Origin of the sequence: Planktothrix prolifica NIVA-CYA 540 (genome assembly GCF_963864145.1) — a bacterium.
Lineage (GTDB): Bacteria > Cyanobacteriota > Cyanobacteriia > Cyanobacteriales > Microcoleaceae > Planktothrix > Planktothrix agardhii.
In genome coordinates, this window is sequence record NZ_CAWLTW010000001.1 from 1197912 (window position 1) to 1220040 (window position 22129).

A 22129-nucleotide genomic window follows, 5' to 3' on the forward strand; every position below is an offset into this window, starting at 1 on the left:
ATATTCTTGTTGAGGGAAAAAATACAGAGAAAAAATTTATCCATCTTGGCTGAGTTATCTTTTGCCACAATTGAAAAGAGTTAACTTTTATGATCAGGTAGATAAAAATAGTTACTTTTTAATTAGTGGTCACGGATATCCTAATATTATTGAGCATGGTATTCCTAATGCAATAGATAAAATTCATGAAACGGGTAAGTATAACTATTTGGTAGTTTGTCTTGATGCAGATGAAGATACGGTAGAAGATAGAAAAACAGAGGTTGATGAGTTTATTATAAACAATAATATTGACCTTGGAAAAACCGAGCTTGTGACTATTATTCAAAATCGTTGTATAGAAACATGGCTTCTGGGAAATAGACGAATGTTTAATTCAATACAACCGAAGGAAAGCTTGTTATTAGATTATGCTAACTATTATGATGTTTCTACGGAAGATCCAGAAATGATGGGAAGCTATACTCATAAAAATCATGCAGATTTCCATTATGCTTATTTAAAAAAAATTTTTAGAGCAAACAATAAAGTTTACACGAAGAACAAGCCACGAGATGCACAAGAACGTTACTATTTAGAACAGTTAATGCTAAGAATTCAAGAACAACCTCAACACTTAAAAACTTTTCAAGACTTGATAGAATTTTGTAATATGATTAGGCAAAAATTATCAGATTCATGAACAGGTAGCATAAGTCTATAAATTAATTTTAGCTAAAGGGTTAAAGTGATCGCTCTCATCTCAAGAAACCGAGTTTATAATTCAGATTCTATTGAGAAACCCGGTTTCTGATGGTCTACCTTCCCCTAAATTGAAAGTAACGCTCTTTGACGATTGGTTTCCATCATTGCATCTAATTCAGAAGGCAAAACACAGCGACGTTCAGAAGAATAAGTCATCAAATTAACACCATTCATCACCTTAACGGTACTAACTCTCACCCGAAAATTATCCGTAATAAACCAACAACGTTCTTGACCTTGATTGCGTTCATATTCAGTATCAATTGTTAAAACCCCATCATCAGCAAACTGATAAATCCCCACAACCGGAATGCCTTCAACATAGCCTTTATTGCGGAAGAATTTACCATAACGGGGATTATCTGGATTAGGAACATCAATCAAAATAGCGCCATAATTAGGATTAGGTTCTCCCTCCTTAAAATTTCCCTGCCACATAAAACTAGCCCCTCCAACCACTGAATTAGAATCAATTCCTTGTTCTGAACAAATTTCTAAGATAGTCGGATCAGTTTTATCTAAAACTTTAATAATTAAATTCGATTCTCCCGATTCATCCGCAGCCGAATCAAAGCGATGAACCGCTCTTTGTGAAAACCACGTTCCTTCACTCTTTCTAAAAAAATCCATCATCGTCATCGGTAATTTCATTGACCGTTTTTCTCCTTGTTAATTAAAATTATAGCGATTAAAATGACTATTAAACCTCTATTTTTACACCTTTACAGACTTATAGCAGTTACCATCAAAAGTGATTGACAAAGACGAATCCAGCAAACCCAAACCAGGGAACTAGGGAATATCCCCCTTAATTTCTTCCTTCGTGTCTTCGTGTCTTTGTGGTTCCTTCTACAGAAAAAAAATAGCAAAGGTATTGTAAGTCACCACGCCCACCGATAATATTGGGCATGATTTTTCTTCAACAACTATGACCATAACCCGCCATGAAATTGTACAACTTCTCCAACAAGGCAAAAGTTTAGCCAAAGCCGACTTACAAAGCCTTGATCTGCATTCCCTCGACTTATCAGGAGTTGATTTCACAGGAGCCAACTTAATTCAAGCAGATTTGAGTCATGCTAACCTCACCGGGGCGAACCTCACCGGGGCTGATTTACGCGCAGCGAACCTAACAGGAGCGAACCTCACCCAAGCAATATTGGCAGATAGTCTATTATTTCGGGCTAATTTACAGGGATGCTGTCTGAGTCAGGCTCAACTTGAAGGCACGAAACTGCAACTGGCTCGTTATGATGCTCATACCCTCTGGCCAGAGGGATATAACTACCGCAACTCCGGGGCTGTGGGGCCAAAAGCCAACTTAAACGGAGTCTATCTGAATACGGCAAATCTGAGAAATGCCGATTTGCAGGGGGCTAACCTGCGGGGAGCCTATTTGAGTGGAGCCGATTTGAGTGGGGCTAACTTAGAAGATGCGGCATTAAGCGGGGCGAACCTTCAGGGAGCGTTCTTAACCGGGGCTTATTTACGCAAAGCCCGTTTAGTTGGGGCAGAAATTCAGGGGGTAGATTTCCGGGGGGCGGACTTAACCGATGCTAACCTAGAGCAAATTGAAAGTATAGCTGGGGCTGATTTTACTTTAGTTCAAGGGTTGAGCGAGGAGACAAAAGCAATGTTGTGCAGTCGTCCGGCGGAGGAATTAGGGACTTGGAACCAGTTTACCCGCCACAATACCGCCGAAAGTTTGGGGTTAGTTGAGGGTTAATTTCAGTAAAGTTTACAAATTGTTAATTAGTTTCTCAGACAAAAGACAAAGGGGATAGCCTGCCTGTATTCTCGTATACAAGTTAGTCAAACAACTAACGACATCTGAATTAAAAAATTCCTTTTAACTTATTTAAGGAGAACTCAATGCTTGACGCTTTTTCCAGAGCAGTAGTAACTGCCGATACCAAAACAGCCCCAATTGGTGGTGCTGACCTCGGTAGCCTGAGAAATTTTATTGCTGAAGGGAACAAGCGCCTTGACGCAGTCAACGCTATTGCCAGTAATGCAAGCTGCTGCGTTTCCGATGCGATCGCTGGGATGATCTGCGAAAATACAGGTTTAATCCAAGCTGGCGGTAATTGCTACCCCAACCGTCGGATGGCTGCTTGTCTGCGTGATGGCGAAATCATCCTGCGCTATGTGACCTATGCTCTGTTGGCTGGTGATGCCTCCGTTCTCGATGATCGTTGCTTGAATGGTCTGAAAGAAACCTACATCGCTTTGGGTGTTCCCCTCCAATCTACGGCTCGTGCTGTTGGAATCATGAAAGCAGTTTCCGTTGCTCACATCAATAGCACCAACACTCCTGCGATGGCTGGTAACAAATTCCGCAAAATGGATACAACCCAAGGCGACTGCTCGGCTCTGTCTGCTGAAGCCGCCAGCTACTTTGATCGCGTGATTGCTGCCCTCAGCTAATAGCTATTGTTCTTCTAATTGATGAACTAGCTGAATTGAAACCAACAAGTAATCAGATCCATTCAGGAGATATCCCCATCATGAAATCAGTTGTTACCACTGCGGTCGGTGCTGCGGATGCAGCCGGACGTTTTCCTAGCACCTCTGACTTAGAATCCGTACAAGGTAGTCTTCAACGTGCTGCTGCTCGTTTAGAAGCCGCCGAAAAACTCGCTTCCAATCTGGATGCAGTTGCCCGGGAAGGTTATGATGCCGCTATCAAAAAATATCCTTACCTGAACAACGACGGGGAAGCTAATTCTACCGCCGTGTTCAAAGAAAAATGCCTCCGTGACATCAAACACTACCTGCGCTTAGTCAACTACTGCCTGGTTGTCGGTGGTACGGGGCCCTTGGATGAGTGGGGAATTGCTGGCCAACGTGAAGTCTATCGCGCTTTAAGTCTGCCCACCGCTCCCTATGTTGAAGCATTGAGATTCTCTCGGAACCGGGGTTGCGCTCCTCGTGATATGTCCGCTCAAGCTCTGCTTGAATACAATGCTCTGCTCGACTATGTGATCAACTCCTTGTCTTAGTAGATTGTAACGGACTGAATTTAAGTCAAATTATTTTTGCCTTAGATTCTATAAACCTGGGTATTCTTAGTACAATGCTTTGCCACTCTAAAGCCGAGTATTGCTCAAAGAGTCCCCAGGTTTGTTGGTTTTAGAACACCGATTATGGATAAACGTTTTTTTAATCTTTATAATTTAACCGAAGAACAGGCGATCGCCCTCTTAGATACTCCCCAGGAGGAAATAGGAGAGGATGATTCTCGCTATGTAGCCGCTTCCCATTTAGTTAATTTCCCCACAGAAAATACCATACTTGCTTTAATTCGGGCGGTACAAACCCTTGATCCATCTCTGGATAATCAGATTGTACGCCGCAAGTGTGTAGAGACATTAGGACGATTGCAAGCTACCCAAGCGTTATCAATCTTTCATACCTGTTTAGCCGATCCAGATTGTTATATGGTTGAGAATACAGTTTGGGCTCTGGGCGAAATTGAGGTCAGTGATCCAGACATACTCGAAGACATGGCTCAATTATTAGAGAAACCAGGACAACTGTATCGGACAATTATTCATACTCTAGCTAAATTAAACTATCAACCCGCTTTAGAACGGATTCGCCAATTCATTGATGCCGATGATCCCCCCATTGCCTGTGCTGCGCTGTCGGCGGTTTGCCGTCTGAGTCAAGATTACAGCTTAATGGAGCAAGTTGTTGCCTTTCTACAGCATGAAAATGTCAATGCTCGCCGGGGTTGTATTCAAGATCTAATTGATGCCCGTTATTATGTCGCAATTCCTGAAATTGCACGCTGTCCGGTGTCTTTAGTATTTCGACTGCGAGGAATTCGCTTATTAGGAGAACTGGGAGACAGAAGCGGAGAGATTAGCTTTAAGGAAATTCAACCCAGTTTAGAACAAGTCTTGCGAGATCATCCCCATGATCTAAACTTAGTCCATGAATATGATCAACCACCGACCCTAGAGTTTTTGATTCGAGAACTGTATCAAACGGATTTTGGCCGTTGCTATTTAGCCAGTAAAACCCTATTAGAAACCTATTCCCAAGAAGCTCCAGAAGCTTTAATGGCAACCTATAAAGAAGAAGCCCATAATGATTATGGAGCCCATTATCACGTTGTTAAACTCTTGGGTTGGTTGCGGTATGCTCCTAGTTATGATCTCTTAGTGGAAGCATTACAAAATCCTGCCCCTCAGTTCCAGAAATCAAGAGCCGCAGCAGCCCTAGCTTTAGCTGAACTGGGAGATCAACGGGCGATTCCCCTGCTAATCAATAGTTTAAACACCCGAATCTGGGATTTGAAATATGCTACATTAATGGCCTTGGAACAGTTGGGGGATTCTACAAGCTATACCTTGGTGGCGAATGATCCGGATGGGTTAGTTCGAGCCAAAGCAGCCTCACTTTCCGCCGTTTATGCCTAACCCATAATCAATAAAAATAATGACCACAGATTCAGTGTTTGAACAATTAAAGCATCCTAATCCCAATCTCAGAGAAAGAGCAATGGCAGAAATAGCCCAAACCCGGAATCAGGAAACAATTCCTCGACTGATGAGTATTTTAGGGGAAGAAGATGTCACCTATCGGCGCTCGGCGGTGAAAGCCTTGGGTTATATTGGTTCGGATTCTGTTCCTTCCCTGGTCAAGACTTTGCTTGAAAATGATGACTCGACGATTCGCTCCAGTTGTGCCAAAGCATTAGCCCAGGTTGCCTATAATCATCCTGATCAGCCTTTTCCTGTGGAGGGAATTGAAGGACTAAAAATTGCCATTAATGATCCGAATCCCGTGGTTTATATTGCTTCTGTGATGGCGTTGGGAGAAATTGGATTACCGGCTTTAGATGTTTTATTAGAAGCGTTACAAACAACAGATAATTTAGGGATGGCGGTAGCAATGATTAATGCTATCAGTGGGATTGCTGATCCGCGTGTATCGGAATTTTTAACCCAATTAGCGAGTGATGAAACTGCTGATACTTATCTCCGCGAGTCTGCTACAAGTGCTTTATCCCGTTTGGAATTGGTGTTAAATAACCAGTAATTATTTGGGGTGTTAACTATGTGATGAAGCAGGTGTCAGGTAGAAAGCCGGTGTCAGGTTTCGGGTAGAAAGCAGGTTTCATTCCCCGACACCCGACACCCGACACCCGACACCTATTTATATTATTTTAAACAAGTAAAAAATTGCTTATTCAAACAAACAAGAGCTAACGTTACACCATCACCTGTTCGGTGTGTTACTGTAGTTTAAAAAACCCTATCCTTGCTTGATCCAGGCTAAACTGTTAATATTGTTGATTATTCAGACAACTATGCAGTGTGAGTCTCCCCCACTCACCTCATTCGTCCTAAATTCGTCTCAATGGTTCATATCAAGCGCGTCGAACTCACTAACTTTAAATCCTTTGGTGGTACAACAGCCGTACCATTACTACCCGGGTTTACAGTTGTTTCCGGCCCCAATGGTTCCGGCAAATCTAATATTCTCGATGCGTTATTATTTGCCCTGGGGTTATCGTCTTCTAAGGGAATGCGGGCGGAACGTTTACCCGACTTGGTTAATAACGCCCAAAGCCGGAAGGGAACGGTTGAAACCCTTGTAAAAGTTACCTTTGACCTCTCCGACTACGAGGGCGAACCCTTGGGGAGTGATAGCGAAGAAACTGATAATAGTTCATACTTGGAAGCGGAAACCGACGGGGAGACGCGCCATGGCTCGTCTCTACAAATACCGAACTTTGAACCCTCGTTAGAATGGACAGTGGCCCGGAAACTGCGGGTAACGAAACAGGGAACCTATACCTCGACTTATTATATTAATGGCGAAGCCTGTACCCAAACCGAACTCCACGAACAGTTAAATAAACTGCGAATTTATCCCGAAGGCTATAACGTGGTTTTACAAGGGGACGTCACGGGTATTATTACGATGAAACCCAGGGAACGTCGAGAAATTATTGATGAGTTGGCGGGAGTAGCTTCCTTTGACCGGAAAATTACCTTAGCCAAGGAAAAATTAGATGCGGTCAAGGATCGAGAAGAACGTAGCCGTATTGTAGAACAAGAATTAATTGCCCAACGCGATCGCTTAGACAAAGATCGGGCAAAAGCCGAAAAATATCAACAACTGCGAGAAGAATTTCAACAAAAAAGCCAGTGGGAAACCGTTCTCAATTATCAAACTTTACAACAACAACAGGGACGACTGCGGGAACAAATAGAAGCCGATGATCGCACCTTAACCGAACTCGGCGAACAGCGTCAACACCAAGATCAACAAATTCAAACTACATCTGTTCAACTAGAACAACTCAACGCCCTAGTTAAAGCCATGGGTGAAGAAGAACTAATTGCCCTCCAGTCTAGTTTAGCTACCCAAGAAGCCCAACAGAGTCAACTGCAAACCCGGTCTGCGGAACTGGAAACCGCTATCCAACAAACGATCACCCAAATTCACCAAACCGAACAGGAACTGCGCCAACAGTATCAAACCCTGGATGGTCTGGCTATTGAAAAAGACCAAGAAACCCTGAATTTAGATCAACGAAAACGGGAACGGGATACCCTACAAGCAACGGTGGAACGGGGGCGCGAAGCCACCTCAGAAGTCGCACAACAGGCGGAAAGCTGGATGGTGCAACAAACAGAACTGCACCGCCAAATTGAAGCCTTGCAAAAAACCCTTGACCCCCATCGAACTGAACAAGCCAGACTGCGGGAGCGAGTTGAACAACTACAACGCCAACTTTCAGAACAGCAACAGTCTATTACTACCTTGAGTCAGGAATTATCGGAAAAAACCATAACTTTGCAAACCGCTACCACTCAAAGGGATGCAACTGCTCAACGGGTGACAACCTTAACCCAACAGGTGACGGAAGTGGAAACGGAGTTACAGGTGCAACAGGAAACCCAAACCCGTCTATTACAGGAACAACGGGAACGTCAGCGCAAACTGGATAAGTCCGAAGCCCAACATCAGGCGCAACAGGAAGCGACAGGAAGTTATGCCACTAAAATCATAGCTCAGTCGGGAATTTCAGGGATTTGTGGGTTAGTTTGTCAGTTGGGACAGGTGGAACCCCAATATCAGTTAGCGTTGGAAACCTCAGCCGGGGCGAGGTTGGGTAATATTGTCGTAGAAAATGATAGTGTGGCGGCGGCTGCCATTGAATTTTTGAAGCGCCAACAAGCAGGACGGGCGACATTTTTACCCTTAAATAAAATTAAGGGAAATCCTTCTAATTTACCCAATTTAGCCACGATGAGAAATGTGTCGGGGTTAATTGATTTAGCAGTTAATTTAATTGAATATGAACCCCGTTATCAAGATATTTTTGCTTATGTTTTTGGCAATACTTTAGTTTTCAATAATCTCTCTAATGCTCGAAAAGTATTAGGACAATATCGGATAGTTACCTTAGAAGGGGAATTATTAGAAACCACTGGAGCGATGACCGGGGGAAGTGTAGCGTCTCGGTCTAGCTTGCATTTTGGCACAGATCAAGGGTCAGCAGAAGCCCGAAATATTGCCGCATTGAAGGAAAGATTAGAGGAAATTGAACGAATTTTAGAACGCTGTAACCGCAGTATTTTAGAAGCGAGTCAAACGGTGAAAGAGCGATCGCTAGAAATGAATGAAGCCAGACAAACTTTGCGAGATCATCAACAACAAGTTTCCCTATTAGAGTCAGAAATTAGAACCTTAAATAATCAACAAGAACAACTGCGATCGCAATTAGAAAAAAATACCCAAGAATTCAATACCGCCCAAATTCGCTTAAAGAATTTAGAGGCAGAAATTCCCAATTTAGAAACAAAATTACAACAAGATCGCGAACTATTAGCCCAACTAGAAGACACCCATAGCCATAGTGAATGGCAACAACTTCAAGGGGTATTAAGAACCCAAGAAACCGAGCTCCAACAGAAAGAGAATGCTATGAGAACCGTGCAACAACGGTTAACGGAAATTGAAAATCAACAAACCCGTTTACAAGAAAAAAATCAAGCCGGAAACCAGAAATTAGAAGCCACTCGTCAGGAACAAAAGTTTTTAACACAAAAGTTAGAAACTGTCAAGAATCAATTAACAGAAATTCAGATAAATATTCAACAAATTCGTGGCAATGTCTCCAAAGTAGAAGCCAAATTAGGAGAAGAAAAAAGACAACGGGATCAGGTAGAAACCAATTTAGGAGAATTGCGTTTAGCCAAACAACAATTAGACTGGCAAATAGAAAAATTACAAGAAACCCAACAGGGAAGACGGGAACAATTAACCATCAAATTAGAACAAATTGCCGCCATTAAAATCGAACTACCCGAACCCCTACCTAATATTCCTAATAACTTAGATTTAGCTGCTCTGCAAAGGGATTTGCGATCGCTCCAAAAACGAATGGAAGCCTTAGAACCCGTGAATATGTTAGCCCTAGAAGAATTTGAACGTACCCAAACCCGCTTAGAAGAATTAACCCAAAAACTAACAACCTTAGAAGGAGAAAGAACCGAATTATTACTCAGAATTGAGAACTTTACCACCCTCCGCCGTCGCGCTTTTCAAGAAGCCTTTGATGCTGTTAATGAGAACTTTCAAATCATTTTTGCTCAACTTTCCGAAGGCGATGGTTACTTAGAAATTGATAACCAAGAAGATCCCTTTACCAGTGGTTTAAACTTAATTGCTCACCCCAAAGGAAAACCCGTCCAACGGTTAACATCTATGTCCGGGGGTGAAAAATCCTTAACCGCTTTAAGCTTTATTTTCGCCCTACAAAAATATCGTCCCTCACCCTTCTATGCCTTCGATGAAGTCGATATGTTTTTAGATGGTTCCAACGTCGAAAGATTAGCTAGAATGATTAAAAGTCAAACCGAACAAGCCCAATTTATTGTGGTTAGTTTGCGTCGTCCCATGATGGAAGCGTCCCAACGCACCATCGGCGTCACCCAAGCCAGAGGAGCTTACACCCAAGTCCTCGGAATTAAACTCTAAAAACCTCGATAAATCTTTAATATGCCTTAATTATCCTGCTCTCTTTCTTAGTGCCTTAGTGTCTTTGTGTTTCGGTGAAAAACCTGATAACACTAAAAACTGCAATTTTCCTGTTTAGTAATTTTTTTAGATAAAGTTGACATTTTCGTGTAGAATATCGTCATGCTACTAGGATTCAATACGGAATTGTTAGCATTTTATATCGGTTATGTTTAAGCAAGCCAGCACAATTCAAGAAAATGGAACCCTGGTTGTTCCTGCTATTAGTCACTATGTTTGTCAAACATTAGTGAACGTCCAACATCCGCACTGGATTAATCCCCGTTATCGCCATATTCCTTGGCAACAATCTGAACATCAATCCTCACTGATTCGTCAACTTAATCACGGGTTAAGTCAAGTACGAAATCGAGAGGCACTTTTAATAAAAATCAACGCTTATTTAGGCCGTTTATTTAGTGTTGAATTCTTACGTTCTCCTGAATATAAAGTTTTAATTGCCAAACTCGAACAACTGACAGACCCCAATGTTGCCGCCCTATTTGCTCATTATCCTTTAGTTGATAATTCTTCTTCTCACTTATTATTAAATGGCAGAAATCCCAAGGAAAGCGGAATTAGTATTTTATTATTAGATGTCGAAAATCTGACTTTAGACATAGAAACAGAGAAATTTTTAGAGACTATTTGCTTATATCCCGTGCAAATTAAAGTTGCTTTTGCTAACTGGCGCAGCATGGGAAAAAAGGATTTAGAATATCATCAACGCAGTTATCAACTTATTCATGTTCCCCCAGGAAAAGATAGTGCAGATTTAAAAATGTCAACGGTGGGGTCATCTATTTTTGTGCATTATCCTACGGCAAAAGAGGTTTTAGTTTGTTCCTCTGACCGGGGCTTAACCCATTTATGCAATGCCCTGCAAACCCATGGTTTAACCGTTTATCAAGTTACTAAAAATAAAACTAATCTTACCGTGCTGAATACCCGCACCAGTCAGGTGAATACCTATTCTTTAAAAACCGCTCCTCAAATTCCTACTTTAGATCAATTTATTATCCAATTACAAGAGATTATCAAACTAGAACAGAAACGCTCTCACAGTCAATGGATTAAACTCAATCGAGTTGATAGTTTATATAAAGATGCCTACAATTTAACCATTAGTCAAGTAGTTTCTGCCCATTTTTCAGATTATCAAGCTAGAGATATATTTATCAAAAATCCCCATATTTTTGTCGTCCATAAACCTGCGGAAAAATCTCCTAGCTATGTTACTCTATTTGAGATTCAATCTTCTGTTACCGAACCTGGGGCTTTATTAAATACGGAATTATCTCAAAAAATTCTGATTGAATCTTTAGAAGATTTAGAAACCGCCTTAGTTAAAATCATCAAAGAACTAACTTTAAATTCATCGGAGGATAATGTTTCTATGTCTATTCTGGGAACCCAATTTCATCAAAAGTATGGAATTTCTATTACTAAAATTATTAAAAAATTAAAATTAGGGGGTAATTTTCAAAAGCTATTAAATGTCAGCCCCGCCTTTAATTTAGAAAAAACGGATAAAGATTGGAGAGTTAAGTTAAATTCCCCGTAGAGACGTGCCACGGCACGTCTGTGCAAAGACTCGAACTTTTACAAAGGCTTAAAATTTGTTGCTCCCGTAGAGAGAGTAGATAGACGCGCCGTGGCTCGTCTCTACGGGGGAACGATAATTTGTTATACTAAGAAAGATGATTGTTAAGAAATGTAAAGTAAAATGAACAATAAAGTTGCTGTGATTGTGGGCGCCACCGGAGGAATTGGGTCGGCCGTAGCCAGAAAATTGGCCCAAATGGGAACAAAACTGGTCTTAGTCGCCAGAAATAGCAGTCAATTGCAAGCCTTGGCGACGGAGTTAGCCCCAACGGAACTGTTAATTGTCCCAACAGATATCACCGACCCCCAACAAGTCGAGAGTTTATTCCAAAAAACCACCGATTATTTCGGTCAAATTGATATTTTAGTAAATGCGGCGGGGGCGGGAATTTTAAAACAGTGGAATAAAATAGAACCGACTGATTTAGATGCTATGTTGGATCTAAATTTAAAAGGATCGGTCTATACCTGTCAAGCTGCTGCTAATATTATGAAGCAACAAAAATCAGGACATATCTGTAATGTTATCGGAATTTTAGGGAAACATTCGATGGCGATGTCTAGTGCCTATTGTGCTTCTAAATTTGGTTTAGTGGGTTTTAGTAAATGTTTTGCGGATGAAGTTAGACGCTATGGAATTAAAGTCACCCTATTTTATTTTGGTGGTGTCGATACCTCTTTTTGGGATAATGTTAGTTTAAAAGTTGACCGTTCAAAAATGTTGAGTGCGGAAACTGCTGCTAATTCTATTATGTTTGCCTTAGCCGCCGAACCTCAAGCGGTGCCGATAGAAATTAATATTCAACCGGAAAGCCATTTATTCTTTTAAACTTAATTATATTGTTGCTTATTGAACGGAGAATTATGGAGTTTGATCATATCCATTTCTATGTTCAAGATGCCAAACGAACACGGGACTGGTTTATTCACAATCTAGGATTTCAAGGAATTGGCAGTCGCAACCTTGGTCATACCCAAACAGAAATTGTTTATCAGGGTTCAGTCTATTTCCTATTATCTTCGCCTTTAACTATTGAGAGTCCTATCACCGAATTTTTGCAATTACATCCGTCGGGAGTTGCAGACATTGCCTTTCAAGTTAAAGATTTAGAATTGAGACTTGAACAGCTTGTTAAACAAGGAGTTAGGGTGATTTCTCCCTTGAAATCTCAGGACTATTTAGGAGGACAATTAAAATGGTTAACTATAGAAGGATGGCAGAGTTTACGTCATACCTTAGTTGAACAAATAGGAACAATACCCGGTAAAGCTATTCCTGGTTTTCTCGATATTATTCCTATCTCTTACCCCGATATACTTACCATCGATCATGTTGTTTTAAATGTACAATCAGGTAATTTAAAAACAGCAATTTCTTGGTATCAAAATCATTTGGGATTTCAACCCAAACAAAGTTTTGATATTCAAACAGAACGCTCTGGATTACAAAGTCAAGTTATGGTTCATTCCCAAGGTAAAGTGCAGTTTCCCATCAATGAACCCGCATCTAAAAATTCTCAGATTCAAGAATTTTTGGACATCAATCGAGGTTCGGGGATTCAACATATTGCCCTAAGAACCTCTAATTTAGTCCAAACAGTTAATTGTTTAAAACAAAGAGGATTATCTTTTTTAACAGTTCCAGATGAATATTATCTGCAATTACAAAAACGGTGGATTGATCAACCCTTATTTGTTAATTGGGAAGAATTAAAAGCCCACCAAATCCTAGCAGATTGGGAAGCATTAAACTCGGAAGCAATGCTATTACAAATTTTTAGCCAACCTATTTTTGAAAAACCGACATTTTTCTTGGAATTTATTGAACGAAAGTTTTGTACTATCGAAGGTAAAATTAGACAGGCTAAAGGGTTTGGAGAAGGTAATTTTAGAGCCTTATTTGAAGCCATAGAGCGGGAACAAATCAAACGCACCAATCAAAATAATTCCTAATTTTATAATTAATTCTGATCACCCAGAAATCCCCTTGAAAATAAAAATGGACTGGTAATTCCGGTGTTATCTTTCTTTAAAGAACATTAAGGATAATTTCACCGGATAAAAACCTTGACTCCCTATGTTAGAAATAAAAATAGTAAAATAGTGGTAGTCAAGGAGGAAAATCCCATCCCCAAATCAACAGGTCATGCACTGATTAGCCTCCACTATCCCGAATCAATTTGAAATTTTGGAGAATTATTATGACAACTGTAGGTAATTTAATTAATATTGCTGCGGGTGAAGTTGGATATACCGAATATCCCCCAGGTAGTAATGGTAACAAGTACGGTGAATGGTACGGAATGAATTACGTTCCTTGGTGTGCAATTTTTATCTCCTATTGTTTCGATAAAGTCAGTTTACCCCTGCCCATTAGAAGCCCCAAAGGGTTCGCCTACTGTCCCGATGGAGTGTCCTGGTTTAGACAACGGGGTCAATGGTTTCAAGATCCAAAAGCCGGGGATGTGGTCTTTTTCTGTTGGCGGGGGGATGGAATTGCCGATCATGTTGGGATCGTAGAATCGGTTAAATCCGATGGCAGTATTATTAGTATTGAAGGAAATACCGGAGTGGGTAATGATGCCAATGGCGGTGAAGTTATGCGCCGAACCCGAACTCAGGGAATCATTTTAGGCTTCGGACGTCCCCCCTATACTAATTCTGTCCCGATTCAGGCCCAAGCCTCCCGTCCCGCGACCCCCGCCCCCGCACCGCCCCAACGTGAAGTGATTAAAGTTCCACCCAATTACCATAAAAATTTAGTTGATCAATTAATTGGGAAAAAAAATAAGTCCTGATTTTAATTCCCCCCTTTCCAATGGGGTTAGGGGGGATCATCTGTAGCATCTATAATGAGATTTCATCTAACAACTTCTTTGTGTCTTTGTATCTTTGTGGTTAAATTAGACTTAACCCTTGTAAACCTAGCCACAGGAACCGCTATAAAACACTTTCAGGCGCAATAAACATCGCATCTCCAAAGGAATAAAAGCGATATTGTTGTCCAAACTCATTAGCAGGTTCTTCTAAGACCTGTTGATATAAATTTAACAACCTTTTTCGTCCAATTAAGGCTGAAACCAACATCAATAAACTGGATTTGGGTAAGTGAAAATTGGTAATTAATCCATCAATAATCTGCCATTGATACCCAGGATAGATAAAAATATCAGTTTTCCCGCAATAGCCTGTAAACGTTGATTCTTGGGGGGTTTCTGTGGCGTTAGCAAGGGCGATCGCAGCCCCTTCTAATGCCCGTGCAGAAGTTGTTCCCACTGCAATCACTCTCCCCCCGGATGCCTTGGTTTTTGCGATTTTTTCAAAGGTTTCCGCCGGAACTTCAATCCATTCTCCGTGCATTTGATGGTTGATAATATTATCTACTTCAACAGGTCGAAAAGTTCCAACTCCAACGTGCAAAGTTAAAAAAGCCTGATCAATTCCTTTTAATTGTAAACGCTGAAATAATTCTTCAGTGAAATGTAACCCCGCAGTTGGTGCGGCGACGGCCCCGGAACGTTCTGCATAAATCGTTTGATATTGTTCCGGTAAGGCTTCGGTTTCCGTCAAATATGGAGGAAACGGAATATTGCCAAAGGCTTCTAAAAACGGAATTAAAGACTTCCCAGGTGGGATTTCAAACTTTAATAACCTTCCCCCGGTTTCTTCGTCGGTTTCTAATACCGTCGCCCGCAATCTTTCACAATTAAAATTATTTTTTGAAGCAGGATTAAGTTCAAACTCAATTACAGAACCCGGTTTAAATTTTTTACCCGGTTTAACCAAAGCTAACCAGCAATGATGCTGTTTTTCTTCGAGTAGTAATACCTCCACCTCTGCCCCACTACTTTTGTGTCCATACAGACGAGCCGGAAGTACACGGGTATTATTAAGTATCAGTAAATCTCCAGGTCTGAGAAATTCGGGTAAATCTTTAAATAGACAATGAATATGGGAGTCTGGAGAATCTACAACCAGCAAACGGGAGTGATCCCTCGGTACAACTGGATTTTGAGCAATCCTTTCTTCTGGCAGTTCATAGTTATAGCTTTCTAACCGATAATCTAACTGATCCATTTTTCTTAATTATCTTTTAACCCAATTTTTTTATACATTATCCCATAATAGAGTAACTCAATATTTGCAGATCCCTATGATGATCTTAATCGGTTTTACTTTGATCCCAGGTAATTCCCTAATTTGGAGTTGGGTAGAATCCCCCATAAAAAATCGGGTGCTTTTCCCCTATCCTATTGTCCTTAATCTTGTCACTATAATAGGTATAAGGTTATGTTACCTACAGATCTGACGTTTATTAGAGTCCCATCATTCTTGGCTCCGTTTCAACTTCAGACCTTAGCGGTTACAGGACAAGCAAAAATACCGCTCCTATTGCTTTTTGTTGCAGAGTTCCAGACTGGAGTTGAGCAACAAACAAAGCGGAACAATCATGCAGGAGATCACCGATGGAATACCTTTACTACCTTGCCAACACCAGTCTTACCCTGAGAGTCATAGACTTTTTATGCTCGAATCATTCTTTCCCAGTTGAGTTTATTACGGTGATTCACCAAATTGATGGCTGGATTGTTAAAGTCAAAATGTGTCAATATCTTACCCCACAGGAACACGGAGACTTTAGAGCTTTTATGCAGGAATTGGGTATTCCTTATGAACCCGATATGCGGATTTTAATGGCCCTTTGGGGTTTGGAAACCGGACAATCTCCCCTGAGTGTCATGCGTCGTTACCAAGTGGCGGTTGTTTCCCATGGTATTCCTAACCGCGAGGATGTTGAATCTTTCCGAACTCAATTTGTTAGGGGTTTAGGATACTGTCCCGAAGCTTTAGCTTAATTTCCTCGATTATGCGCTAAATGCTGATTCAATATAGTCTTGTAGAATCAGTTGGTAGCCGTTTATCAATACAGACTGACCGATATTTATAGGGGGGGAAAAGCTGGAAACTTCCTCTGGTATCGGGTTTCGATTGGGGTAGGGAACACAACTGACTAAAGCCACATCAAACCGACAGGGGTATTCTAGGAATTGGGGGCGATCGCTTAAAAATAATTCAGCCGATTGAATAATTTTAGCTTGCTTCTTTGGAGTAATAGCTAAAAGTCCCCCCTGATCCCAATTCCGTTGACTACGAGTTTTCACTTCAATAAAACTTAAAGTCTTAATTCCCGATTCTCCGGTTTCAACGGCAATTAAATCAATTTCTCCATATCGACAATGCCATTGATGATGCAAAATCTCCCAGCCTTGTGTTTCTAACCAATGGCTAACTAATTTTTCCCCTAAAGAACCAATTACTTTTGATTTAGACATCGGATCTAGGATTAGAAATACAATAATTGGTAAGTACGAATTTTATCTTAAAACATTGATTGATCTCGGCAAAAATATGAATCTGATAAATTTCAGAATAGTCTCACCCATGAAAACTCTAGGAGTGTTACTGGTAATTAGTTTTTGGATTGTTTTAACCCTATTAAAAACCCCATCAGCCCTAGCTGAAAATTATGAAAAGCGGACTTTATTAAATGCCGATTTTTCTGGCCAAGTCCTAACCGACTCAGAATTTGGTTTTGCCAATTTACGGGGAAGCAACTTTAGCCATACGGATTTGCGTGGGGTTAGTTTATTTGGGGCGAAACTTCAAGACGTCAACATGGAAGGTGCGGATTTGAGAAATTCCACTCTGGACATGGCTCGTTTTAGGCGCACCAACTTAACCAACGCGATTCTCGAAGGCGCCTATGCCTATAATGCCGAATTTGAAGGGGCAATTATCGAAGGGGCTGATTTCACCGATGTGATGTTACGCAAAGATTCCCTAAAAACCCTCTGCAAAGTCGCAACCGGAACTAACCCCGTCACCGGACGCAACACCCGGGATACCCTCTATTGTGATTAAGCCAGGCTGAAACACCGGATTTTAACCCTCAATATTCACAGGTTGGACAAACTTGTGAATATTTTTTATCCCTATAAGTAGTTGCACAAAATAAATTACCTAGTTGAGAGAGGGAACAGCCCCCCCAAACCGCCCGTGCACGGGGGGCTAGGGGGGGAGGGAACAGGGTAGAGGATGTGTAATTAATTTTGTTCAGGTACTTATTTGATTATTATTTTCAATAGTTTTTGATTATTGAGAAAATAATATTAATCACTTAAATCATTTATTCCTTAACTCAGATTCAGCTTAACCCAGGCAGTTAAGCCCGTAAGCCCCTCAAAAGCGGGTGAACTCTCCTCAAATTGATTGACTGTAAAAAAGCGGCCATATTACCACAAGTGTTCTCAAAAAACAATTATTGAGAATTACTAGCATTAACTGTATACTGTCTTCTTGATAAACTATTGCATTAAAGTCAGATGAACAAAATCACTAGACGTGGGTTTTTCACCCTGGGAACGGCCTTGGCTGTAGTTGCCGCGGTTGGACTTGGCCCGATGGAGCGATCGCAAGCTAACCCCCAAGTGTTAAATATTTACTCCGCCCGCCATTACGATACTGATAATCAGATCTATGAAAGTTTCACTAAAAAAACTGGAATTAAAGTCAATCTGGTGGAAGGAAAAGCGGAGGAAATGGTAGAACGGATTAAGAGCGAAGGCGCTAATAGTCCGGCAGATATTCTAATTACCGTTGATGCGGGAAACCTTTGGAGAGCGCAACAACAGGGAATTTTTCAACCTATTTCTTCTGCCACTTTAAATCAAGTAATTCCAGCGAATTTAAGGGAACCAAATGGTAATTGGTTTGGGTTTTCTAAACGGGCGAGGGTGATTGTTTATAATAAAAATAAGGTGAATCCGGCTCAACTTTCTACTTATGAAGATTTAGCCAATCCTAAATGGAAAGGAAAAATAGTAGCTCGTTCTTCTAATAATATCTATAATCAATCCTTAGTGGCTTCGATGATTGGAGAAAGTGGAACGGCTACTACAGAAACTTGGGTGAAAGGATTTGTGGCTAATTTTGCTAGACCCCCGGAAGGAAATGATGTTTCTCAAATTAAAGCGGTGGCTGCGGGTGTGGGACAGTTAACCCTAGCTAATACCTATTATTTAGGGCGTTTAGTCGCCTCTCCCAAACCCGAAGATAAGGCGATCGCCAGTAAAGTTGGTTTATTTTTTCCTAACCAAAGAGCCCAGGGAACTCACACCAATATTAGCGGGGCTGGGGTAATTAAAACTGCCCCCAATAAGGCGGGAGCAATTCAATTTTTAGAGCATTTAGCAAGTCCTGAAGCTCAAAAGATTTTTGCTCAAAGTGCTTTTGAATATCCTGTAGTTGCGGGTGTTGCTGTATCTCCTGTTCTCTCAAGTTTTGGCACATTTAAGAGTAATCCGATCAATGTTGCAGCCTACGGAAAATTCAATTCCCAGGCAATTCAAATTATGGATCGTGCAGGTTGGAAATAAACTTTGATACGTTGTTGCGCTTTAGCGCTCTTTCTAGGGGCTAAAGCTTAACAACAAATTTGTTAATCTGTGCGAATCAAGTTGACCCATTCCCTAGAAACTCCTATTCAACCTGATAACCCAAATCCGCCAACTGAGTTCGGGACTGACGCCATTTCGGTTGTACCTTGACAAACAACTCCAAATAGACCTTACCATCAATCAACTTTTGAATCTGTTGTCGCGCATCACTGCCAATAGTTTTCAACATACTTCCCTGATGGCCAATTAAAATCCCCTTTTGGGAAGGGCGCTCAACATGAATAGTCGCTAAAATCCGAGTAATTTTCGGGTCTTCTTCTACCCGGTCAACGGAAATCGCCACGGAATGGGGAACTTCTTCGCGGGTATTGAGTAAAATCTGTTCTCGAATTAGTTCCCCCATGATGAAGCGTTCTGGCTGATCCGTCACCAAATCCGGGGGATAATAGTAGGGGCCAGGATCTAAACGATCTATTAATAATTGTTGCAATTCATTGACACCATCCCCGGTTAATGCTGAGAACTTAACTACAGGCCATTCATAAGGTTGGGAGAGTTGGCCATAACTCCGGTCAATAATTACCGTATCCTCCGGTTGTTGATCCAGCTTATTCATCCCCAGAATTACCGGAATTTTGACTTGTTCGAGTAACTCAATAATATAGCGATCGCCCCCTCCAGCCTCCACAGACCCATCTACCACCAACAACAGAACATCAACGGACGAAATCGCCGACTTCGCATTTTGTACCAAAACCTTACCCAATTGATGATGGGGTTTATGAATTCCGGGGGTATCGACAAAAATAATTTGAGCCTCAGCCGTGGTCAGAATCCCCCGCAGACGGTTGCGCGTCGTTTGAGCTACGGGGGAAGTAATGGCGATTTTTTGACCCACCATCTGATTCATTAATGTTGATTTCCCCACATTCGGGCGGCCAATAATTCCGACAAACCCAGACTTATATCCCTCTGGCGGTAAGGGAATTGTTACGCCTTCAGACCCATCCATTCAATTTCTGTTCCAGTTTTGATAGTCCCCTGTTATTCTAACCTAAGCCCCTTTCCCTTGATATACAGACTAAAATTTGATAGAGTTGCCAGGTAGCTCTATCAAAATCTAAGATAGAAACCTACTCGAACTCAAGGCGATCGCAGAAACCCTTTCTGAATCTGGGTTAAGATAGGCTATAGTTCTGTAAAGCCAAATGGAGTAATGTTGATCAAACTAGAATCAACTGTACGTCCAGAGTTCGTTAATTTTTACGTTGGTGAGATTGAGGAGATGAAAACGATGAATTCTAAACTGATTGGTGGCCTATGCGCCCTGATCGCAGTAGCTTCACAGTTACCTGCTGTCGCTCAAAATCCTATTGGGACACCTGTAGTTCCCTCTGACTTTGATTATAAATATCAACCCAAAGATCCTGATCTTGGACGAGTTGAGCCCCCGATTTATTACAGCTTACCCGACCTGGGCTACCCGGATAGAACCCTACCTTCGGCCTTCAAATTCCCGATTATCTATGAATTAGGGGCTGATAGCAGCATCACCAGTGATGCAGTAATTACCGATACGGTGTTCATCCCTAACTTACCTCCGATCCCCAATGGTATTACCTTAGATGATGTTCCCCGGGTTCGGGCTGAATATAGTCGCAAAGTGGAAGAATGGGGCGAATTGGTTCAAGGATGTCTGGCTTTAAGTCCTTTAATCATCAAAACTGATACAGGCAACCCCATTTTAATCCAACAGCAAAGCGCCGGAACAGTTGTTCTGAACGCTAATAATATTTCCGTTTGCCCTAAATAAGTTGATTTAATTATCCTTATTTTTTTTCACCTTCCTGTTGATTACGGGGAGGTGATTTTATTAGAAAAGAAATGGCACAATAATATTAAGGCAAAGGGTTATAGCAGTCGCGTGCATTAAGGTATTTGACACAGACAGATGCCACAAACCTGATAGTCAAGTCTTTCCCCCTATTGCCTATTGCCTATTGCCTGTTCCCTCCCCCCAAGCCCCCCATGCACGCGGGGTTTGGGGGGGCCTGTTCCCTTCTATAAAACCATGAAAGAACTCGAAGAAGTCGCGGCAGCCCTAGACCGTGAGGACTACCGCCAAGCTGCCAAACTGTTAAAGCAACTGCAAAAACAAGAACCTGAGAATTTTTGGGTACAGTTATATGCTGGGCGTTGGTATGAAGGGACTGATAAATTAGAAACCGCCGAAAAGGTTTATCGTAAATTACTCAAAGATGCGACAAACCCTAAAATTGTCTCCCAGGCGCGTCAGGGTTTACAAAGAATTGAAACCATTGAACAAAATCGACGTCAAGAAGCAATTATTCAAGCTAAAACTGACCCCATTAATCAAGAATTAGGTGTTTTAATTTTAGAACCTTTAGCCCCAGAAAAAAAACCAGCCGCCGCCCAAACCTTAGCCCGAATGTTAAAAACCGATCCCTATACCGCCCGAATGCAGCTACAAAGTCGGGGTTGGCGTCTGTATAAAACTGGGGAAATGGGGGAATTAAAGGTTTATGGTCAGGAAATGTTAGAAGCCGGAATACCAGTATTTTGGGTATCTTTAACGGAGATTCAAAAACTCCAGGTTTTTCGGATACAATCAATTCAATCTTTATCCCCTCAACCGACTATTATCTGTCAAAATGAACAGGATCAATTAGGGTCTATGACGTTTAATTGGCAGGAAGTTACCCAACGGGTTGAGGGATTATTACCTATATTTGTGGAATCCTTAGATTATGATCCCCGTCGTCCTAAATCTGAACGATTTCGTCATAAAGAAACCACTCAAGATTATGTTCAAATCTATGATTTACATTTGCCTAAACGGGGTTGTATTTTAAGAATTTGTGATCAAAATTATGATTTTCAACAAGGAGTTGATTTTAGTCAATTTTCTCAAGAAACTCTCCCAGTTTCTCAAAATACAAATAGAATTAATTGGAATCTGTTAAAAGAACAGTTAAATTTATTGTTAACTCATGCTCAACTATGGTCTGAGTTTACACCTTTTGCCGAAACAACATTAGATTATACTCAATTTCTCGGTCGGATTAAACCCCATATTGATTTATCTCGAAAATCAGAAAGTCTTTGGGATAATGCTTTTCATTTATATAGTGGTTTGGTATTTTTGAAATAATTTAAGTAAATTGTTGGGATGAGTGTCCCTACAAAGAGCGCTGAAGCGCAACAACAAAGAGCGCTGAAGCGCAACAACAAAGAGCGCTGAAGCGCAACAACAAACG

At 41.2% G+C, this 22129-nt stretch carries 20 protein-coding genes; 16 read left to right on the forward strand and 4 right to left on the reverse strand.

What is annotated here, in order from left to right; genetic code table 11:
• Positions 1-61 precede the first annotated feature (61 nt).
• Positions 62-682, forward strand: a complete 621-nt coding sequence (locus tag AC559H_RS05515; protein ID WP_237746348.1) for a hypothetical protein — start codon at positions 62-64, stop codon at positions 680-682.
• 125 nt (positions 683-807) lie between these two features.
• Here the strand turns inward: AC559H_RS05515 and AC559H_RS05520 are convergent, their stop codons facing one another.
• Entirely contained in the window at positions 808-1395 is a 588-nt protein-coding gene (locus tag AC559H_RS05520) for a phycobiliprotein lyase (protein ID WP_026786762.1), read from the reverse strand.
• A 277-nt stretch (positions 1396-1672) separates the two neighbouring features.
• Here AC559H_RS05520 and AC559H_RS05525 point away from each other — a divergent pair, with 277 nt between their 5' ends.
• The 10 genes from AC559H_RS05525 (at position 1673) to AC559H_RS05570 (ending at position 14192) form a co-directional block, all read left to right on the forward strand.
• The gene (locus tag AC559H_RS05525) at positions 1673-2470 is read left to right on the forward strand and encodes a pentapeptide repeat-containing protein (RefSeq protein WP_026786761.1); all 798 of its coding nucleotides are present in this window, start codon (positions 1673-1675) and stop codon (positions 2468-2470) included.
• Positions 2471-2616: 146 nt separating this feature from the next.
• Positions 2617-3171: a phycoerythrin subunit beta gene (gene cpeB / locus AC559H_RS05530; protein WP_026786760.1), complete on the forward strand. Its 555-nt coding sequence runs from the start codon at positions 2617-2619 to the stop codon at positions 3169-3171.
• Between the two features lie 80 nt (positions 3172-3251).
• Entirely contained in the window at positions 3252-3746 is a 495-nt protein-coding gene (gene cpeA / locus AC559H_RS05535; protein ID WP_026786759.1) for a C-phycoerythrin subunit alpha, read from the forward strand.
• A 144-nt stretch (positions 3747-3890) separates the two neighbouring features.
• Positions 3891-5171 (forward strand): C-phycoerythrin alpha-cysteine-82 phycoerythrobilin lyase CpeY, encoded by a 1281-nt coding sequence (gene cpeY / locus AC559H_RS05540; RefSeq protein ID WP_026786758.1) that lies wholly within the window; start codon positions 3891-3893, stop codon positions 5169-5171.
• A gap of 19 nt (positions 5172-5190) precedes the next feature.
• On the forward strand, positions 5191-5793 hold the full coding sequence (locus AC559H_RS05545) for a HEAT repeat domain-containing protein (RefSeq protein WP_026786757.1): 603 nt from the start codon (positions 5191-5193) through the stop codon (positions 5791-5793).
• A gap of 321 nt (positions 5794-6114) precedes the next feature.
• A complete protein-coding gene (gene smc, locus AC559H_RS05550; protein WP_026786756.1) occupies positions 6115-9750 on the forward strand; it encodes a chromosome segregation protein SMC in 3636 nt (1211 codons plus the stop codon).
• Between the two features lie 208 nt (positions 9751-9958).
• Positions 9959-11353, forward strand: a complete 1395-nt coding sequence (locus AC559H_RS05555) for an NYN domain-containing protein (RefSeq protein WP_043937051.1) — start codon at positions 9959-9961, stop codon at positions 11351-11353.
• Between the two features lie 162 nt (positions 11354-11515).
• Positions 11516-12223: an SDR family oxidoreductase gene (locus tag AC559H_RS05560; RefSeq protein WP_026786754.1), complete on the forward strand. Its 708-nt coding sequence runs from the start codon at positions 11516-11518 to the stop codon at positions 12221-12223.
• 35 nt (positions 12224-12258) lie between these two features.
• Positions 12259-13347 carry a 4-hydroxyphenylpyruvate dioxygenase gene (hppD, locus tag AC559H_RS05565; protein WP_026798459.1) on the forward strand — a complete coding sequence of 363 codons (1089 nt, stop codon included), beginning with the start codon at positions 12259-12261 and terminating at the stop codon, positions 13345-13347.
• A 248-nt stretch (positions 13348-13595) separates the two neighbouring features.
• Positions 13596-14192 (forward strand): CHAP domain-containing protein, encoded by a 597-nt coding sequence (locus AC559H_RS05570; protein WP_026798460.1) that lies wholly within the window; start codon positions 13596-13598, stop codon positions 14190-14192.
• A 142-nt stretch (positions 14193-14334) separates the two neighbouring features.
• On the opposite strand, the gene queA is transcribed toward AC559H_RS05570, so the two are convergent.
• Positions 14335-15471 (reverse strand): tRNA preQ1(34) S-adenosylmethionine ribosyltransferase-isomerase QueA, encoded by a 1137-nt coding sequence (queA, locus tag AC559H_RS05575; protein ID WP_026786751.1) that lies wholly within the window; start codon positions 15469-15471, stop codon positions 14335-14337.
• 389 nt (positions 15472-15860) lie between these two features.
• Between queA and AC559H_RS05580 the strand changes: the two genes are divergently transcribed.
• Positions 15861-16250 (forward strand): hypothetical protein, encoded by a 390-nt coding sequence (locus AC559H_RS05580; RefSeq protein WP_026786750.1) that lies wholly within the window; start codon positions 15861-15863, stop codon positions 16248-16250.
• A gap of 9 nt (positions 16251-16259) precedes the next feature.
• Here AC559H_RS05580 and AC559H_RS05585 read toward each other — a convergent pair whose 3' ends face one another.
• The gene (locus tag AC559H_RS05585) at positions 16260-16727 is read right to left on the reverse strand and encodes a YraN family protein (protein ID WP_026793966.1); all 468 of its coding nucleotides are present in this window, start codon (positions 16725-16727) and stop codon (positions 16260-16262) included.
• A gap of 109 nt (positions 16728-16836) precedes the next feature.
• Between AC559H_RS05585 and AC559H_RS05590 the strand changes: the two genes are divergently transcribed.
• Both AC559H_RS05590 and AC559H_RS05595 read left to right on the forward strand, forming a co-directional pair.
• Positions 16837-17316 carry a pentapeptide repeat-containing protein gene (locus tag AC559H_RS05590; protein ID WP_148292199.1) on the forward strand — a complete coding sequence of 160 codons (480 nt, stop codon included), beginning with the start codon at positions 16837-16839 and terminating at the stop codon, positions 17314-17316.
• Between the two features lie 461 nt (positions 17317-17777).
• Positions 17778-18830 carry a Fe(3+) ABC transporter substrate-binding protein gene (locus tag AC559H_RS05595; protein WP_026793967.1) on the forward strand — a complete coding sequence of 351 codons (1053 nt, stop codon included), beginning with the start codon at positions 17778-17780 and terminating at the stop codon, positions 18828-18830.
• Between the two features lie 103 nt (positions 18831-18933).
• Here AC559H_RS05595 and era read toward each other — a convergent pair whose 3' ends face one another.
• On the reverse strand, positions 18934-19863 hold the full coding sequence (era, locus tag AC559H_RS05600) for a GTPase Era (RefSeq protein ID WP_026793968.1): 930 nt from the start codon (positions 19861-19863) through the stop codon (positions 18934-18936).
• 282 nt (positions 19864-20145) lie between these two features.
• Here era and AC559H_RS05605 point away from each other — a divergent pair, with 282 nt between their 5' ends.
• Positions 20146-20664 (forward strand): hypothetical protein, encoded by a 519-nt coding sequence (locus tag AC559H_RS05605; protein ID WP_026793969.1) that lies wholly within the window; start codon positions 20146-20148, stop codon positions 20662-20664.
• A gap of 258 nt (positions 20665-20922) precedes the next feature.
• Positions 20923-22023, forward strand: a complete 1101-nt coding sequence (locus AC559H_RS05610) for a tetratricopeptide repeat protein (protein ID WP_026793970.1) — start codon at positions 20923-20925, stop codon at positions 22021-22023.
• Positions 22024-22129 lie beyond the last annotated feature (106 nt).

Bases quoted from the DNA above. Each gene is read 5' to 3' on its own strand.
- AC559H_RS05520 (WP_026786762.1), bottom strand. From the start codon at position 1,395: ATGAAATTACCGATGACGATGATGGATTTTTTTAGAAAGAGTGAAGGA.
- AC559H_RS05525 (WP_026786761.1), top strand. From the start codon at position 1,673: ATGACCATAACCCGCCATGAAATTGTACAACTTCTCCAACAAGGCAAA.
- cpeB (WP_026786760.1), top strand. From the start codon at position 2,617: ATGCTTGACGCTTTTTCCAGAGCAGTAGTAACTGCCGATACCAAAACA.
- cpeA (WP_026786759.1), top strand. From the start codon at position 3,252: ATGAAATCAGTTGTTACCACTGCGGTCGGTGCTGCGGATGCAGCCGGA.
- cpeY (WP_026786758.1), top strand. From the start codon at position 3,891: ATGGATAAACGTTTTTTTAATCTTTATAATTTAACCGAAGAACAGGCG.
- AC559H_RS05545 (WP_026786757.1), top strand. From the start codon at position 5,191: ATGACCACAGATTCAGTGTTTGAACAATTAAAGCATCCTAATCCCAAT.
- smc (WP_026786756.1), top strand. From the start codon at position 6,115: ATGGTTCATATCAAGCGCGTCGAACTCACTAACTTTAAATCCTTTGGT.
- AC559H_RS05555 (WP_043937051.1), top strand. From the start codon at position 9,959: ATGTTTAAGCAAGCCAGCACAATTCAAGAAAATGGAACCCTGGTTGTT.
- AC559H_RS05560 (WP_026786754.1), top strand. From the start codon at position 11,516: ATGAACAATAAAGTTGCTGTGATTGTGGGCGCCACCGGAGGAATTGGG.
- hppD (WP_026798459.1), top strand. From the start codon at position 12,259: ATGGAGTTTGATCATATCCATTTCTATGTTCAAGATGCCAAACGAACA.
- AC559H_RS05570 (WP_026798460.1), top strand. From the start codon at position 13,596: ATGACAACTGTAGGTAATTTAATTAATATTGCTGCGGGTGAAGTTGGA.
- queA (WP_026786751.1), bottom strand. From the start codon at position 15,471: ATGGATCAGTTAGATTATCGGTTAGAAAGCTATAACTATGAACTGCCA.
- AC559H_RS05580 (WP_026786750.1), top strand. From the start codon at position 15,861: ATGGAATACCTTTACTACCTTGCCAACACCAGTCTTACCCTGAGAGTC.
- AC559H_RS05585 (WP_026793966.1), bottom strand. From the start codon at position 16,727: ATGTCTAAATCAAAAGTAATTGGTTCTTTAGGGGAAAAATTAGTTAGC.
- AC559H_RS05590 (WP_148292199.1), top strand. From the start codon at position 16,837: ATGAAAACTCTAGGAGTGTTACTGGTAATTAGTTTTTGGATTGTTTTA.
- AC559H_RS05595 (WP_026793967.1), top strand. From the start codon at position 17,778: ATGAACAAAATCACTAGACGTGGGTTTTTCACCCTGGGAACGGCCTTG.
- era (WP_026793968.1), bottom strand. From the start codon at position 19,863: ATGGATGGGTCTGAAGGCGTAACAATTCCCTTACCGCCAGAGGGATAT.
- AC559H_RS05605 (WP_026793969.1), top strand. From the start codon at position 20,146: ATGAATTCTAAACTGATTGGTGGCCTATGCGCCCTGATCGCAGTAGCT.
- AC559H_RS05610 (WP_026793970.1), top strand. From the start codon at position 20,923: ATGAAAGAACTCGAAGAAGTCGCGGCAGCCCTAGACCGTGAGGACTAC.